Origin of the sequence: Massilia sp., from assembly GCF_032106685.1 — a bacterium.
GTDB lineage: Bacteria > Pseudomonadota > Gammaproteobacteria > Burkholderiales > Burkholderiaceae_D > Telluria.
In genome coordinates this window covers 58965-74035 of the sequence record NZ_DAMCPG010000012.1, presented here as the reverse complement: position 1 = coordinate 74035, position 15071 = coordinate 58965, and the positions used below count along the sequence as shown (strand labels likewise).

Here is a 15071-nt window from a genome sequence, read left to right as displayed (position 1 = left end):
CTAAACTTTCGCACTCAAACGAATATCCCTCCAGCATGGACCCCTTCGATCAAACCCTGATGCAATTGACTGCGACGCTGACGCAAGCCTCGCGCGCCTACAAGGCGATGGCGGACAAGGTCGCCTCGCAATACAGCCTGTCGCAGGCCACCGCGCTGCCGGTGCTGATCCTCGGCCGCCTCGGCCAGGACGGCGTGCGTCCCGGCGTGCTGGCCGAGGCCCTGGGCCTGGAAGCCTCGTCGCTGGTGCGCGTGGTCGACCTGCTCATCGAGAGCGGCCTGATCGAACGCCACGAGGACCCGCAGGACCGCCGCGCCAAGCTGCTGCAGCTCACCGCCGACGGCAAGACCCGCGCCAGGCAGATGGAAGAAGCACTGATCCCGTTTCGCCGCAACCTCTTTGCCGGCTTCGACCAGGCCGAGATCGACGCCTGCCTGCGCGTGCTGAGCAGCATCCAGGCCCAGATCGGCAAGCCCTGCGAGCTGCCCGCCGGAGAGAAGCAGGCGTGAAGTTTCCCAGCAAGACCGAAGTCCTGTTCTCGGTAAAAAGTTTTGCGGCAGCGATGCTCGCGCTCTACATCGCGATGCGCATCGGACTGCCGCGCCCATTCTGGGCGCTGATGACGGCCTACATCGTCGCCGCCCCGTTTGCCGGCCCGACCCGCTCGAAGGCCGTGTACCGCTTCGGCGGCACCTTCCTGGGCGCCTTCGCCACCGTGCTGATCGTGCCGGCATTCGCCAACTCGCCCGAGCTGTTGTCGCTGGTGCTGGCGCTGTGGGTCGGCGGCTGCCTCTACGTGTCGCTGCTGGACCGCACGCCCCGTTCCTACGTGCTGATGCTGGCCGGCTACACCGCCGGCCTGATCGCCTTCCCGGCCGTCGACAACCCGGGCACGATCTTCGACATCGCCGTCGCCCGCGTCGAGGAAATCCTGCTCGGCATCACCTGCGCCACCGTCGTGCATTCGCTGGTGCTGCCGCAAAGCTTCGGCCCGGTGATGCTGGCGCGCCTGGACAAGGCGCTGCGCGACGCCCGCAACTGGATCGCCGACGCGCTCGCGCCGAACGGCGACGTCAACAGCGCCGGCGACCGCCGCAAGCTGGCCGGCGACATCACCGAGCTGCGCATGATGGCCGTGCACCTGCCGTTCGACACCTCGCACCTGCGCTGGACCTCGAACGCGATCCACGCGCTGCAGGAACGCCTGGCGGCCATGGTGCCGTTGCTCTCGGCGATCGAGGACCGCCTGCTGGCAATGCGCCAGCTGGGCGCGCTCGACGCCCCCGACACCTCCGTGCGCTGGCGCGCGCTGCTGGCCGACATCACCGCCTGGGCCGCCACCCCGAAGGGCGAGACGCCAAGCGACCCGCAGCGCCTGCGCGCCGCCATCGACGAACTCGCGCCGGCGCCGACGCGCCATGCGAACTGGCTCGAGCTGGTGCAGTTGAACCTGGCGGCGCGCCTGCGCGCCCTGGTCGACGCCGGCGTCGAGGCGCAGACCCTGCGCCGCCACATCGGCGCGGGCGCGGCCGGCGCCCTGCCGCTGGAGGCGCGCCACCTGCCCGGCGTGCCGGCCCATGCGCTGCACCTGGACCGCGGCATGGCCCTGGTCTCGGCCCTGGCCGCGGTCATCGCCACCCTGGCCGGCTGCGCCTTCTGGATCGCCACCGGCTGGCCCTCGGGCGCGGCGGTGCCGATGATGGCGGCGGTGATGTCCTGCTTCTTCGCCACCCAGGACGACCCGGTGCCTTTCATTAAAAGCTTCCTGGTCTGGACCATTTATTCGGTGCCGCTGTCGGCCTTCTACCTGCTGGCCGTGCTGCCGGCGCTGCACAGCTTCGAGATGCTGGTGCTGGCCTGCGCGCCCGTCTTCCTGCTGCTGGGCGTGCTGATCGCGCGTCCGGCCACCTTCGGCAAGGCGATGCCCTTCATGTTCGGCATCGCCGGCACCCTGGCGCTGCAGGACACCAACACCGCCGACGCCGCCTCCTTCATCAACGGCACGCTGGCGCAATTGGCCGGCCTGGCGCTGGCGGTGCTGGTCATCGGCCTGTTCCGCAGCGTCGGCGCCGGCTGGACCGCGCGCCGCCTGCTGCGCGCCGGCTGGAAGGAGCTGGCGCGCATGGGCGACGGCAGGCAAGCGCCCTCGGTGCCGGAATTCTCGGCGCGCATGGTCGACCGCATCGCCCTGCTGACGCCGCGCCTGGCGATGGCCGGCGCCCAGCAAGACCTGCAGGCGGCCGACGCCCTGGTCGACCTGCGCATCGGCCTGAACATGACCCAGTTGCTGGCCGCGCGCCACGAGCTGGGCCGCAGCCAGGCCGCCTTGTGGGCGCTGCTGGAACACCTGGCGCAGCATTTCGAAGCGCGTCCGCGCCACGATGCGCAGGAAGACGCGCGCCTGCTGGCCTCGCTCGACAACGCGCTGCGCTCGGTCAGCGCGGCCCAGGCCTCGACTGCCCGGCGCGACGCGCTGGCGGCGCTGGCCGGCATCCGCCGCGACCTGTTCCCGCAAGCCCTGCCTTATCAACCCTCGCCCGTTTTAGAGAAGGAAATCCGATGATCGGCGAAGTCAGCCTCTACGGCATCTATGTGCCACCGCTGCTGCTGCTGGCCCTGCTCGCGCTGGTGGTCTCGCGCCTCTTCAACTGGGTACTGGCGCGCACCGGTTTCTATCGCCACGTCTGGCACCCGGCGCTGTTCGATTTTTCGCTGTTCATCATCGTGCTGGGCAGCCTTGCTCTCCTTGGATCCAAGCTATTCTGAATATGGTCATGAAATTCTCCCTTCCGGCAGTGGGCCGGGTCGGTATCACCCTGGTCGCCGCCGCCGGCGCCGTGTTCGCGGGCTGGCAGCTGTGGCGCCACTATGAAGTCGAACCCTGGACGCGCGACGGCCGCGTCAAGGCCTACGTGGTGCAGGTCGCGCCCGACGTCACCGGCCAGGTGACCCGCGTCTACGTGCACGACAACCAGCAGGTCGATGCCGGCGACCTGCTGTTCGAGATCGACCGCGCGCGCTTCGAACTGGCCCTGCGCCAGGCCGAGGCGGCCGAGCAGGCGGCCCAGGCCGCGCTGAACCAGGCCCAGCGCGAAGCGCGCCGCAACGTCCAGCTCGACGAGCTGGTGGCGCAGGAAACCCGCGAGCAGGGCCAGTCGCGCGTCGAGACTGCGCGCGCCGCGCTGGCGCAGGCGGTGGTCAACCGCGACACCGCGAAACTGAACCTCGAGCGCACCCAGGTGAAATCGGTCGTCAACGGTTTTGTGACCAACCTCGATTTGCGCCCCGGCGGGTACGTCAGCGCCAGCCATCCGGTGATGGCCCTGGTCGACCGCGGCTCGTTCTACGTCGAAGGCTATTTCGAGGAAACCAAGCTCCCTAGCATCCACCTAGGCGACCCGGTCGCGGTGACCCTGATGGGCGCGCCGCAGAAGCTGAGCGGCCACGTCGAGAGCTTCGCCGAAGGCATCTCGGACCGCGACCGCACGACCGGCACCAACCTGCTGCCGAACATTAACCCGACCTTCAACTGGGTCCGCCTGGCGCAGCGCATTCCGGTGCGCGTGGCCCTCGATCCGGTGCCGGCCAACGTGCGCCTGGTCGCCGGCCAGACCGCGACCGTGCAGGTGCTGCCGGGCCAGGGCACGCCGGCCCCGCGCGTCCAGGCGCACGCGATGGCCGCGCCCAGCTCGCTGAAAAACTGACCGCATCATGACGCATTACCGATTCTTTCCCCTGAAAGCGGCGGCGGCGCTGGCGCTGCTGACCGTGAGCGCGTGTTCCACCGTCGGCCCGGACTACCGCGTGCCGGACGAAGCCGCGGTGAAGCGCCCCGAGGCCGCGGCGCCGTTCGTGGGCGGCGCCGAAAAGCCCTTCAGCCTGGCGCCGCTGCCGGCCGAGTGGTGGCGCCTGTACCGCGACAGCACGCTGGATGGCTTGATCAATAAAGCCTTCGCCGCCAACACCGACCTGCGCGTGGCCGCCGCCAACCTGGCGCGCGCCCGCGCCGTGCTGTCCGAAGCGGAAGAGCTGCGCCGGCCGGAAGCGGCCGTGTCGGCATCCCCGGGCTTCGGCCGCCAGTCCGGCGCCGCCATGGGCCTGCCGGGCGCGCTCCCAAGCGAGGCGACCTACGACACCGGCCTGCACGTCTCCTACCAGCTCGATTTGTTCGGCAAGATCAAGCGCGCCATCGAGGCGGCGGACGCCGACACGGAAGCGGCCCAGGCCGCGCTCGACCTGACCCACGTCACGGTGGCGGCCGACACGGCGCGCGCCTATGCCGAAGCCTGCTCGGCCGGCCAGCAGATCGCGATCGCCCAGCAGTCGGTGGACCTGCAGCGCAAGTTCGTCGCGTCGACCGCGCAGCGGGTGAAACTCGGACGCGGCACCGCGCTCGACAACAGCCGCGCCCAGGGCCAACTGGAACAGCTGCGCGCCGCCCTGCCGCCGCTGGAAGCCCAGCGCCGCACCGCGCTGTACCGGCTGGCCGTGCTGACCGGCGAGGTCCCGGGCAAGTTCCCGCAGGCGGTGGTGCAGTGCGCCAGGGCGCCGCAACTGGCTTCCGCAATTCCCGTCGGCGACGGCGCCGCTTTGCTGAAGCGCCGCCCGGACATCCGCCAGGCCGAACGGGTGCTCGCCGGCGCCACCGCGCGCATCGGCGTCGCCACCGCCGAGCTGTATCCGTCGATCAGCCTGGGCCTGTCGGCCGGCAGCACCGGCACGCTGTCGGGCTTCGGCGACGGCAACACCTTCCGCTACAGCCTCGGCCCCTTGATCTCCTGGACCATACCCTCGACCGGCACCGCGCGCGTGCACATCGAGCAAGCCGAAGCCGGCACCGCCGCCGCGCTGGCGCGCTTCGACGGCGTGGTGCTGAACGCCCTGCGCGAGACCGAGACCGCGCTGACGGCCTATGCGCGCGAGCTCGACCGCAACGCGGCCCTGAAAGCCGCCCGCGACCAGGCCGCCCTGGCCTCCCGGCAGGCCGCCAAGCTGTACCGCTTCGGGCGCACCGACTTCCTCACCACGCTCGACGCCGAACGCACCCTGGCCTCCGCGCAGGCGGCGGTGGCAGCGTCGGATGCTAAGCTGGCCAGCGACCAGGTGGCGCTGTTCCTGGCGCTGGGTGGGGGTTGGGAAAAGGCGGGAAAATAAACGCTGCCGCCCGACCGTAGGGTGGACGGCTCTACCGGCTCGTTCATGCTGTGGCGGCCGATGCGCCGTCCACGCGTTCAACCAGCGCCGGATATGCCGCGATATGCGCGCGGGCGTCGAACGCGTGGGCGGCGCATACGCCCTCGCCACGCACGCATTCGGGTGGAGCCGTCCACCCTACGACAACGCCCGCGTCGGCGTCCGCGTTACAGCAGCTTGTCCAGCGTAATCGGCAACTCCCGTATCCGCTTGCCGGTCGCGTGATACACGGCATTCGCCACCGCCGCCGCCACGCCCGTGATGCCGATCTCGCCGATCCCCTTCGCGCCCAGCGGATTGACGTGCGGGTCGTCCTCGTCGACCACCTGCACCTCGATGCTGCCGATGTCGGCGTTCACCGGCACGTGGTACTCGGCCAGGTTGCCGTTCACGGCGCGGCCGTCGCGCAGGTCGAACACGGTTTCCTCGAACAGCGCCATCCCGAGGCCGAAGACGATGCCTCCCATCAGCTGGCTGTGGCCGGTCTTGGCGTTCATCAGCTTGCCGACACCGTAGACGCCGACCACGCGCGGCACCCGCACTTCGCCCAGCGCCTCGTCGACCTGCACCTCGACGAAGACGGCGCCGAAGGCGTGCATCGAATACTTCTTGCTGGCGTCGCCGGGATCGGCGTCGGCCTGGGCCTCGATCGGCGCGGCGCCGTGGCGCGCGACGATGTCGGTCATCGATTCGACCTTTGCCGGATCGCCGCGCAGGAACAGCCTGCCGCCATCGCTCTCGACCTCGTCCGGCAGCGCGCCATGCAGCGGCGAGCGCGCGTCCGCGGTCGCGATGCCGGCCAGCTTCAGGCGCAGCGCCCTGGCCGCCGCCTGCACCGCCGGCGCCACGCTCGCCACCGTCGTCGAGCCGCCCGAGACCGGCGCTTCCGGCAGGCGCGAGTCGCCCAGGTCGAAGCGCACGCGTTCGACCGGCAGGCCGAGCGCATCGGCGGCCACCTGCGTCATCACGGTATAGGTCCCGGTGCCGAGGTCCTGGGTGCTCGAACGCACCACCACCGTGCCATCCGGGTAGATCGTGGCCGAGGCCGCGCCCTTCGAGCGATTCGTTGGATAGGTGGCGGTGGCCATGCCCCAGCCGACCAGCTTGTCGCCCTCGCGCATCGAGCGCGGCTGCGGGTTGCGCCGGCTCCAGCCGAAGCGTTCGGCGCCGATCTCGTAGCACTGGCGCAGCGATTTACTGGAAAACGGCAGCTCCTTGCCCGGGTCGCGCTCCGTGTAGTTCCGCAGGCGCAGCTGCAAGGGGTCGATGCCGAGCTCATAGGCCAGCTCGTCCATCGAGGACTCCAGCGCGAACGAACCGGAGGCTTCGCCCGGCGCCCGCATGAAGGTCGGGGTGCCCAGGTGCATGCGCGCCAGCCGGTGCGTGGTTTCCTGGTTCGGCGCCTCGTACATCATGCGCGTCATCAGGCCGCAAGGCTCGATCCAGTCCTCGATCATCGAGGTATAGGCGACGGTGTCGTGGGCGGTGGCGGTCAGCCTGCCGTCGGACATCGCGGCGTGGCGCATGCGCTGCTCGGTCACCGGACGCGCGCCGACCGGGCCGAACATCTGGTTGCGGTCGAGCGCCAGCTTCACGGGACGCCCGGCGCCCTTCGCGGCCATCGCCGCCAGCACCACGTGCGACCAGACCGAGCCTTTGCAGCCGAAGCCACCGCCGACATACGGGCACAGCACCGTCACCTTCTCTTCCGCGATGCCGAGGGTGCCGGCGACCGTGCGCTGCACGCCCTTCATGTACTGGGTCGAATCGTAGAGCAGCAGGTCGTCGCCGTCCCAGGCGGCGATGGTCGCATGCGGCTCGATCGGGTTGTGGTTCTCGACCGGGGTGCGATAGGTGACGTCGATGCGCGCGCTGCCCGACAGCAGGCCGGCCTGCAAATCGCCGCGCCTGGTGTCGGTCGACTGGGACAGCACCTTCTCGGGCGGATGGGTGTGCTGTTTCGCTTCCTCGAAGTCGAGCAGCGCGGGTTGCGTTTCGTACTCGACGCGCACGCGCGCCGCCGCTTCGCGCGCCTGCTCGAAGGTCTCGGCCACCACCACGGCGACCGGCTGGTTGTTGTAGTGGACCGCATCGTCCTGCAGCAGGGACAATACTCGGCCAATCGGCGGCGACAGCTTGCCGTCCTTGGTCTTTCGCGGCAGGCGCAGCGCGTTCTCGTGGGTCATGATGTGGACGACGCCGGGCAGGGCACTGGCTTCGCTCGTGTCGATGCGCCTGATGCGCCCGTTCGGGACCGTGCTGGTGACCAGCACCGCCTGCGCCAGGTTGTCGACGGGGTGTTCGGCCGAATAGCGGGCCGCGCCGCTGACCTTGGCCCAGGCGTCGACTCGGTTGATGGGTGCACCGACGATGCTCATACCGCTCCTCCTTTGCCTTCTCCGGCGCTTTTTCCTGCAACCTGCAGAGCGCGCACGACCGCGCGCTGGGCCAGTTCGATCTTGAATGCGTTGTGGGTGTGCGGCCGGGCGCCGGCGACGGCCGCCGCGGCGGCGCGCGCCATGAGCTCCGGCGTCAAGGCATGCCCGCGCAGCATGTTCTCCGCCTCCTCGGCGCGCCAGGGTTTATGGGCCACGCCGCCCAGCACCAGGCGCAGGTCGCGCACCGTTCCACCCTGCAGGTCGAGCGCGGCGGCCACCGACACCAGGGCAAAGGCATAGCTGGCGCGGTCGCGCACTTTCAAATAATGCGAGTGCGCGCCGAAGCTGGACGGCGGCAGGTCGACCGCCGTGATCAGTTCGCCCTGCTTGATCACCGTGTCGAACTGCGGGGTATCGCCCGGCAAACGGTGAAAGTCTCCGATCGGCACGCTGCGTTCGCCATCGGGACCGGCAAGACGCACCGTGGCGTCCAGCGCGACGAGCGCGACCGCCATGTCTGAGGGATTGGTCGCGATGCAGGATTCGCTGGCGCCGAGGATGGCGTGGATGCGGTTGAAGCCGTCGATTGCAGCGCAGCCCGAACCGGGTTCGCGCTTGTTGCAGCTTCTAAAAGTCGGGTCGGTGAAGTAATAGCAGCGGGTGCGCTGCAGCAGGTTGCCGCCGATGGTCGCCATGTTGCGCAGCTGGGCCGAGGCGCCGTTCAGGATCGCTTCCGACAGCAACCGGTAGCGCTGGCGCACCAGCGGGTGGTTGGCCGCAAGCGTGTTGCTGGCCATGGCGCCGATGCGCAGGCTGCCATCGGGCAATTCCTCGACCGTGTTCAGGGCCAGGCGGCTGACGTCCACCAGCCGCGTCGGACGCTCGATGCCGCTTTTATACAAGTCGAGCAGGTTGGTGCCGCCACCGATGAACTTGCTGCCCGGAGAACTGCCCAGCTCGACGGCATGGGCGACGTCGCGCGCCCGTTCGTACGAGATCGAATGCATACGGGGCCTCCTTATCCTTGGGCAGCGGCCACGCTGCGGATTGCGGCCACGATGTTCTGGTAGGCGCCGCAACGGCACAGGTTGCCGCTCATGCGCTCGCGGATCTCGTCGTCGCTCAAGCCCTGCGGACGCTCGCCCCGGGTGACGGCACTGGCCTGGCCTTCGGCGATCTCGCGCAGCAGGGCGACGGTCGAGCAGACCTGGCCCGGCGTGCAGTAGCCGCACTGGAAGCTGTCGTGGTCCATGAAGGCCTGCTGCACCGGATGCGGTTGCCCGTCCTGCCCCAGGCCCTCGACGGTGGTGATCTCGCGGCCGTCGTGCATCACGGCCAGCGTCAGGCAGGAATTGATGCGCTGGCCATCGACCAGCACGGTGCAGGCGCCGCACTGGCCGCGGTCGCAGCCCTTCTTGGTGCCGGTCAGGTGCAGGGTTTCGCGCAGCGCGTCGAGCAGGCTCACGCGCGGCTCGACCTGCAGGTGGTGGTCGCTTCCGTTGATGCGCAGCGTCAGCGGCTGCGGCGGAACATAGGGCGCCGTCATCGGCGCCAGCTGGGTCTGTTCGTCGTCTGGCATGGGTTCACTCTTCAAAGGTTGTTGGGACGCGCTCTCAGCCCTTCACGCAGACGATCTGCTTCAGGGTATGGACCACCTCGACCAGCTCGTCCTGGGCCCGCATGACGGCCTCGATGTCCTTGTACGCCATCGGGATTTCGTCGATCACGCCCTCGTCCTTGCGCGATTCGACGCCCTGGGTCGCGCGCTCGACGTCGGCGCGGGTGAAACGGCGCTTGGCCTCGGTGCGGCTCATGGTGCGGCCAGCGCCGTGGCTGCAGCTGTTAAAACTTTCCGGGTTGCCCTTGCCGCGCACGATAAAACTCTTGGCGCCCATCGAACCGGGAATGATGCCCAGTTCTCCCGCGCGCGCCGAGACCGCACCTTTGCGCGTGATCATGACGTCGCGGCCGAAGTGACGTTCCTGCTGCACGTAGTTGTGGTGGCAATTGACCGCCTCGACGTGGGTCTCGAACGGTTTCACGATCACGCTGCGTACCGCGTGGATCAGGTTCTGCATCATCACCTCGCGGTTGATGCGGGCAAACTTCTGGGCCCAGCCGACGGCCTCGATGTAATCCCGGTAGTGCTCGGTGCCCTCTTCGAGATAGGCCAGGTCCTGGTCGGGCAAATTCACCATGTGGCGCCGCATGTCCTGCTTGGCCAGCTCGATGAAATGGGTGCCGATGGCATTGCCCACGCCGCGCGAGCCGGAATGCAGCATCAGCCAGACGAAGTTGTCCTCGTCCAGGCAGATCTCGACGAAGTGGTTGCCGCCGCTTTCCCTGATTGACAACATATTGTCAGCAGTCCATTATTGCTGTTGATAAAGAGGAAGATGCTAGGAAATTATAGGTGAACGAGCATGACGAAGCGCACCGTAGTCGACTGACAATTGTCAGCAGTGGTCTGCTACGCGTAACCACTGACGAATGGGACACCCCGGACGTTCAATTTCAACGCCTCGGAGCCAACGCATTGGACCTGCTGTTAGGTGCAACGGCCCCTGGGTCCCCGGCCTCACAAGGCAGCGCGAAACGAGCCGTTCTGCTGTTCGACTGCCTCTTGAGGGTCATAGACGAGCAGCGCATATCGTCCTCTATCGCCTTCAACACTGAACGCTTCCGGACGCTTCAGGTTCTGTTTTATGGCGCTTTGGGTTCAAAAAAGTTTATAGACGCATCACCGACAACCCGAGCCAACTGGGCATACACCTTCTACAAGGTGCTCAAGCGGCTAAATTCCACGGTACCCGTAAATCTCGCCGACCACCGTCAGAAAGCGACCGCGGCTGTGCCCGATGAGTTTGTCCAGGCCTTTGAGCAAATCAAGCTTAATGACGAGCAGGTTCGACGGCTGCGGCCGTACCTGCTTCAGGCCAAGTCTGGCACTGAGTACAATGTCCTGCTCGGGGACATGGTGCCCGTTCTCGGTGAACGCTTCACGAATCAATTCTATGAGGGCCTACGCTCGATAGCTCGGCCAAAGGCTAAGGATTCCAGTCTTCGAGACTTCGGCACCACGTTCACGCGGTTTGTCTGTCATCGAGCGGAAAGTCACCAGCCGATACTGCCAGACCTTCTCATGGAGCCGTCGTTTGTTCAGACGTTTTTGGTCGATTTCATGGAGTACCACTTCATGAAGATGACACGCCGAAAGGACGTTGTCCAAGAAGGCACTCTAGGCTCTCTCCAGAAGCTGTGGTCACGTTACACGAACTACTGGAAATCGCTCGTTAAACAGAAGATTGTAGCGGAGCCGTCAAGCGCCTACCCTGCGGGCAACCCAAAGCTTCTGTCAGGCGATTCAATCGGGCACCGAAAGGTCAAGACTGATACGGATGGTAACTCAACCGTCGTGACCCAGAAACTCATCACGACTGTCCCGTTACACATTACCGACGAGGAAGCTACAAAACTCCTTTTCGAACAGTTAAAGGCCGATTTCGCCATGGTTCAGTCATGGCTGCGCGGCCACCTCGACTCGTTTTTCCGCGACCGTGAACGGGGGCATGCGCTGGCCGCTGAAGTACAAAAGCTTCCGCCGGCCAGTGAACTCGAAAAGGTAACAAGTTCTACCTCGGGGGAGCGCGGTTTTCCTTTCGCCATCAAGTATTTCAAAGAGACGCACGCCGGATATACCGACACTTCCCGTGTCCCAACCATTGTTTACCCGGACCTTGCAGCACGTAGCAGAGTCTCGAAGGAACGCCTCGCTCGTTACCTTGGGATACCTGGACGCCAAGAGGCCATGGCGTTTATGGGGCTCCTCGCATCGTATGATGGCCGCTTTTCCGAGTCTGCTCTTGCTACGGCGAAACTACTCGATGTTAGAGGCAAGCGGGTCAACGCCGTCGAAACCGACGGAGGACTAACGCTCACCGTGCTGAAGGAACGTGACGCCGGCGATGGTTGGCATGACGTTTTATTAAAGGAAGATGCCGCCAGTGTCGTCCGACAATGGATTGAAGTTACAGCGCCTCTTCGTAAATACATGGAGGACAACGGTGTTACCGGCTGGCAGAACTTGGTTATCTACACCGGCAAGCCGTTGGGCGCTCCAGCTCACTTTATCCGTAGCAGTAACATCAATTCCACATTCCGGCACTTCGCACTTGCGCATGAAGCTCGGCTCGGGAGTTTGGCGACGTATGTCACCATTCCTAGAATTAGGTCAACTCGTGGCGTTCTGGTTTTCCTCGAAACTATGGACATCACACAGATGGCTCGGGAGCTCGGCAACACCAATGAGACGTCCTTAAGGCACTATCTCCCCGACTCCCTCTGGGAATACTTTACTACCCGGTGGGTCCGAATCTTCCAGAATCTACTTATCGTTGAAGCAACCAAGGACACGCCGTACATGCAGCGGGCTTTGCACTTTAGCAGTGCTGCTGAAATGGACGAGTTCCTGAAGAACCATGCAACGACTCCACTCATTCCAAAGGAAAAGGAAGTTTCAGAACCGTCTGCGGTCACCGGTACAGGACGGGCACCGAGCGAACTGATGGTCGCTGCAAGCCCCGGCATATTCGCTACCCTTTTATCCATAGCTGAGGCGGCTTCCCAGGCAGCGGCACTTGGGCGCGCCCTCACGCCACAAGCCCTGTACTGGACAGAGTTCAGCAAACGACTTAAGGCGCATGTGGAAAGCGCAGCGTTTCACGACCGAAGCATTAAAAAAATGATGTCTGCTGCGGCAGCCAACACCAGCCCGGCAAACTTCATGGAGGTGGTCTGTGCATAGCCCGCTGCCGAAAGAACTGGATTTTATCAACAAGTTTCGGGTCACTAATCAGGCCCTTGAGCACGCGTCCTGGCGAAACAACTCGTTCGAAGCTGACACGTGGGAATGCACGTTCGGCCCCGAAAAGACATTCATCGACTTCCGAAAGGTAATCGACGATGGCTCCTTGCTCACAGCCCCAAAGAATAGCTCCCTGCTGAGCAGCATCAAGCGATTCCTTTGCCTGCAAACCCATCCGTCACTCACAGGTAGCATCACGGTCAACCTGAGGACGGCACGGATGCGTGTCGCAGTCGCATTGCACGTAGTGGACTATTTCCTGCTCCAAGGTTCCGAGCTCAATCTGGCAGCCAAGGGATTCCGCATGGTGACAGCAGACGATGTCATGCTGTTCATCGACATCCTCACCTCCCATCGCTCTATCAAAACCAGTATTTACTCCCCCATGAAACGGATTGTTTCGTTCTTGCAGACGGTCGACGTGCCCCCGGAAGACCTGGCTGCAACGAAAGTAGCTTGGCCGGAACTCTTCGAGCTGGACGATAATGAATCCGATTGGATACTCCCGGCTGACCAAATCATCAAAGCAAGGGCGTGGTTGAAACTGAACGACATTTACTCTCCGGGGAACGCCTCTGGAATGACCGAGTTCAAATATCGCGTGAATCGTACGCGATTACTTCGGCTTGCCATAGGCAACCAGGTTCTTTCTGACCTGAAGTTCGACGGACTAATCCTCGACGGACTTGATGTCGCTCCCTCTCACCGTTTCAATCAGGAGTTGCCGGCGGTCCCGGTCAACAACCTTGACGAAGACGAGCGGGCCGCCGCTGAATTCGTTGCCAGCTACATTGGCGCGCTCAAGAGCATGCGAGTTGCACGGCAACACGGTGTCGAACTTATTTCGGACCAGGCATTGACGGCACTGGAAGAAGCCACAGTGCTGCGGAACGAGCGAACAAAAGAAAGAGCACGGTTCACTACTCTTCCCTTCGAAGTTGCCAACACTATTTTTGGCCAAGCGATTGAGTTCTACCTCGAGTACGGCACGGAATTGGTTGATTACTATCTGGCCCTGGCTGCGACTGGTCGCGATATTCGAGAGCTGCCAATCCCAGTTCCCGACAAGCTGAGAGCGCTTGGAGTCACCGACTGGAGAACCACCGCTGACACGCGTGAGGAGTTCTTTACGCAACTAAGGAGCGGCCGGAACCTCTACAGCATGCTGGAGGTGCTGTATGGAGCTATTGCGATTCTGGTCAACACACTCATGGCCCGGCGGGTCTCGGAACTGGAGGACCTTACCCAGGAGAGCATTGTTGAAGAGGCTGGATGGCACTTCCTCGCCTTCAACTTGAGAAAGGCGAACGTCCTAGAGCATAGGCAGCGTTCGCTTCGCCCACTGCCCCACATCGGAGCCGAGGCACTCAAGCTGTTAGCAAAGCTATCCACTAACTTGCGGAAACTGGGCTACAAGTCCAACGGTTATCTCTTTGATTTCCCCTTCAGCGCCTGGCATAGCAACCCACCCTACTACGGCACCTGTCAATCTGATTTGCGTCGATGCTTCGACCGGTTCTGCGATTACCACCAGACCGCGACAGACGACCAGGGTCGGCGCTACTATATCCGCGCACATCAACTCCGCCGGAATTTTGCCATGCTGTTCTTCTGGCAAGGGTCATTCGGAGGTATCGAGGTTCTGCGCCACTTCCTTGGGCATAAGAAGCCCTCGATGACATACCGCTACGTTACAGAAGCGCTTCCGGGCAAGGCTCTCAGCCGCGTCAAAGCGACCATCGCCAAGGACATGATTAAGGCAGACCACTCCGCGACCGAAGAGCTCGCACAGCTCATTTGCCAGCGATACGCCTTGTCGCTCAATGACCTGCACATTCTGCCGGAAAGAGACGTTGTTGACTACGTTGAAGACCTGCTGGCATCAGGAGAGGCGGAAGTGGAGCCGGAGTTCATCGAAGGCCCGCACGGGGAGGAATACCGCATCCTCTACAAGGTAATTAACAACCCTATTCGGCTACATGAGGCCTGAGATGACTGGACCGGCACAAGAAATATCCCTCCCAAAATCCGCGTCAGTACGCATGGAATACGAGCTCCTCGTAAAGCTTGTCCGGGCGCCTGAATCGGTTGATGAAAAGCTGCGGGAAACCATCAGCCCAGCTCTGTCCACGCAAGGCAGCCTCGCCGCTTTTGAATACACCGAGTCCGGCATAGTCGGGATGTCGTTAAACACGCATAAATCGATTGCCAACAATATCATTGACGGAGGCTACGAGGCGCTGAACGACTACCGAAAGGCTGCCCTCGAAAAGCTGAAGGAGCTTCAGACGAGAGGTGACCGCGCAGGCCGTGGCACGATTGATTGGTACAAGGACGAACTGGCGACAAAGAGTGAACAGCTTGCTCGAATTGCCAATGACATCGCGCTTATGAGCCAGCGCCTTGATGAGGTGTTAGCCCTCGCGCAGCAAATGGCCGAAGCAGCAGGAAAACAAGATGAATTCCAGAAGCGACGGGGCGAATTACTCAGGAAGTTCAAACAGCCGACGCTCGCTCAATCATGACCAGTCAAAGCAAGCTCTATTGCATCACAACGGAGGATTGCAAGCTCCCGTTACATGCAGGGCGCGGGTACCCAGCGCACGACGTTCCACAGCTCCTGTGGCCTGACGGCA

Annotated in this window: 11 protein-coding genes and 1 pseudogene; 8 read left to right on the top strand and 4 right to left on the bottom strand. The window is 64.1% G+C overall.

Annotated features, from left to right (window positions below; translation table 11 throughout):
• Window positions 1–35: 35 nt before the first annotated feature.
• The 5 genes from RT688_RS09460 to RT688_RS09440 are packed head-to-tail and all read left to right on the top strand — an operon-like array spanning window position 36 to window position 5154.
• Window positions 36–509: a MarR family transcriptional regulator gene (locus RT688_RS09460; protein ID WP_313704621.1), complete on the top strand. Its 474-nt coding sequence runs from the start codon at window positions 36–38 to the stop codon at window positions 507–509.
• Window positions 506–2563 carry an FUSC family protein gene (locus tag RT688_RS09455; RefSeq protein WP_313704620.1) on the top strand — a complete coding sequence of 686 codons (2058 nt, stop codon included), beginning with the start codon at window positions 506–508 and terminating at the stop codon, window positions 2561–2563. The genes RT688_RS09460 and RT688_RS09455 overlap by 4 nt, the downstream gene beginning before the upstream one ends.
• Complete coding sequence (locus tag RT688_RS09450; protein ID WP_217619223.1) at window positions 2560–2766, top strand: DUF1656 domain-containing protein; 207 nt, start codon at window positions 2560–2562, stop codon at window positions 2764–2766. Before RT688_RS09455 ends, RT688_RS09450 begins: the two co-directional genes overlap by 4 nt.
• An 8-nt stretch (window positions 2767–2774) precedes the next feature.
• Window positions 2775–3704, top strand: a complete 930-nt coding sequence (locus tag RT688_RS09445) for an HlyD family secretion protein (RefSeq protein WP_313704619.1) — start codon at window positions 2775–2777, stop codon at window positions 3702–3704.
• A gap of 7 nt (window positions 3705–3711) precedes the next feature.
• The gene (locus tag RT688_RS09440) at window positions 3712–5154 is read left to right on the top strand and encodes an efflux transporter outer membrane subunit (protein ID WP_313704618.1); all 1443 of its coding nucleotides are present in this window, start codon (window positions 3712–3714) and stop codon (window positions 5152–5154) included.
• A 206-nt stretch (window positions 5155–5360) separates the two neighbouring features.
• On the opposite strand, the gene RT688_RS09435 is transcribed toward RT688_RS09440, so the two are convergent.
• From RT688_RS09435 to RT688_RS09420, 4 genes and pseudogenes are all read right to left on the bottom strand, one after another.
• Window positions 5361–7571, bottom strand: a complete 2211-nt coding sequence (locus tag RT688_RS09435) for a xanthine dehydrogenase family protein molybdopterin-binding subunit (protein ID WP_313704617.1) — start codon at window positions 7569–7571, stop codon at window positions 5361–5363.
• The gene (locus RT688_RS09430) at window positions 7568–8578 is read right to left on the bottom strand and encodes a xanthine dehydrogenase family protein subunit M (RefSeq protein ID WP_313704616.1); all 1011 of its coding nucleotides are present in this window, start codon (window positions 8576–8578) and stop codon (window positions 7568–7570) included. The genes RT688_RS09435 and RT688_RS09430 overlap by 4 nt, the downstream gene beginning before the upstream one ends.
• A gap of 11 nt (window positions 8579–8589) precedes the next feature.
• On the bottom strand, window positions 8590–9150 hold the full coding sequence (locus tag RT688_RS09425; RefSeq protein ID WP_313704615.1) for a (2Fe-2S)-binding protein: 561 nt from the start codon (window positions 9148–9150) through the stop codon (window positions 8590–8592).
• A gap of 34 nt (window positions 9151–9184) precedes the next feature.
• A pseudogene (locus RT688_RS09420) lies at window positions 9185–9904 on the bottom strand (RtcB family protein); the annotation flags it as partial.
• Window positions 9905–9984: 80 nt separating this feature from the next.
• On the opposite strand from RT688_RS09420, the gene RT688_RS09415 reads away from it, so the two are divergent.
• Genes RT688_RS09415 through RT688_RS09405 form a run of 3 tightly spaced genes read left to right on the top strand, consistent with a single transcriptional unit; the run spans window position 9985 to window position 14960 of the window.
• Window positions 9985–12375, top strand: coding sequence for a hypothetical protein (locus RT688_RS09415; protein ID WP_313704614.1), 2391 nt, complete (start codon window positions 9985–9987; stop codon window positions 12373–12375).
• Window positions 12368–14425 (top strand): site-specific integrase, encoded by a 2058-nt coding sequence (locus tag RT688_RS09410; protein WP_313704613.1) that lies wholly within the window; start codon window positions 12368–12370, stop codon window positions 14423–14425. Before RT688_RS09415 ends, RT688_RS09410 begins: the two co-directional genes overlap by 8 nt.
• Before the next feature lie 52 nt (window positions 14426–14477).
• Window positions 14478–14960 carry a hypothetical protein gene (locus tag RT688_RS09405; RefSeq protein WP_313704612.1) on the top strand — a complete coding sequence of 161 codons (483 nt, stop codon included), beginning with the start codon at window positions 14478–14480 and terminating at the stop codon, window positions 14958–14960.
• Window positions 14961–15071 lie beyond the last annotated feature (111 nt).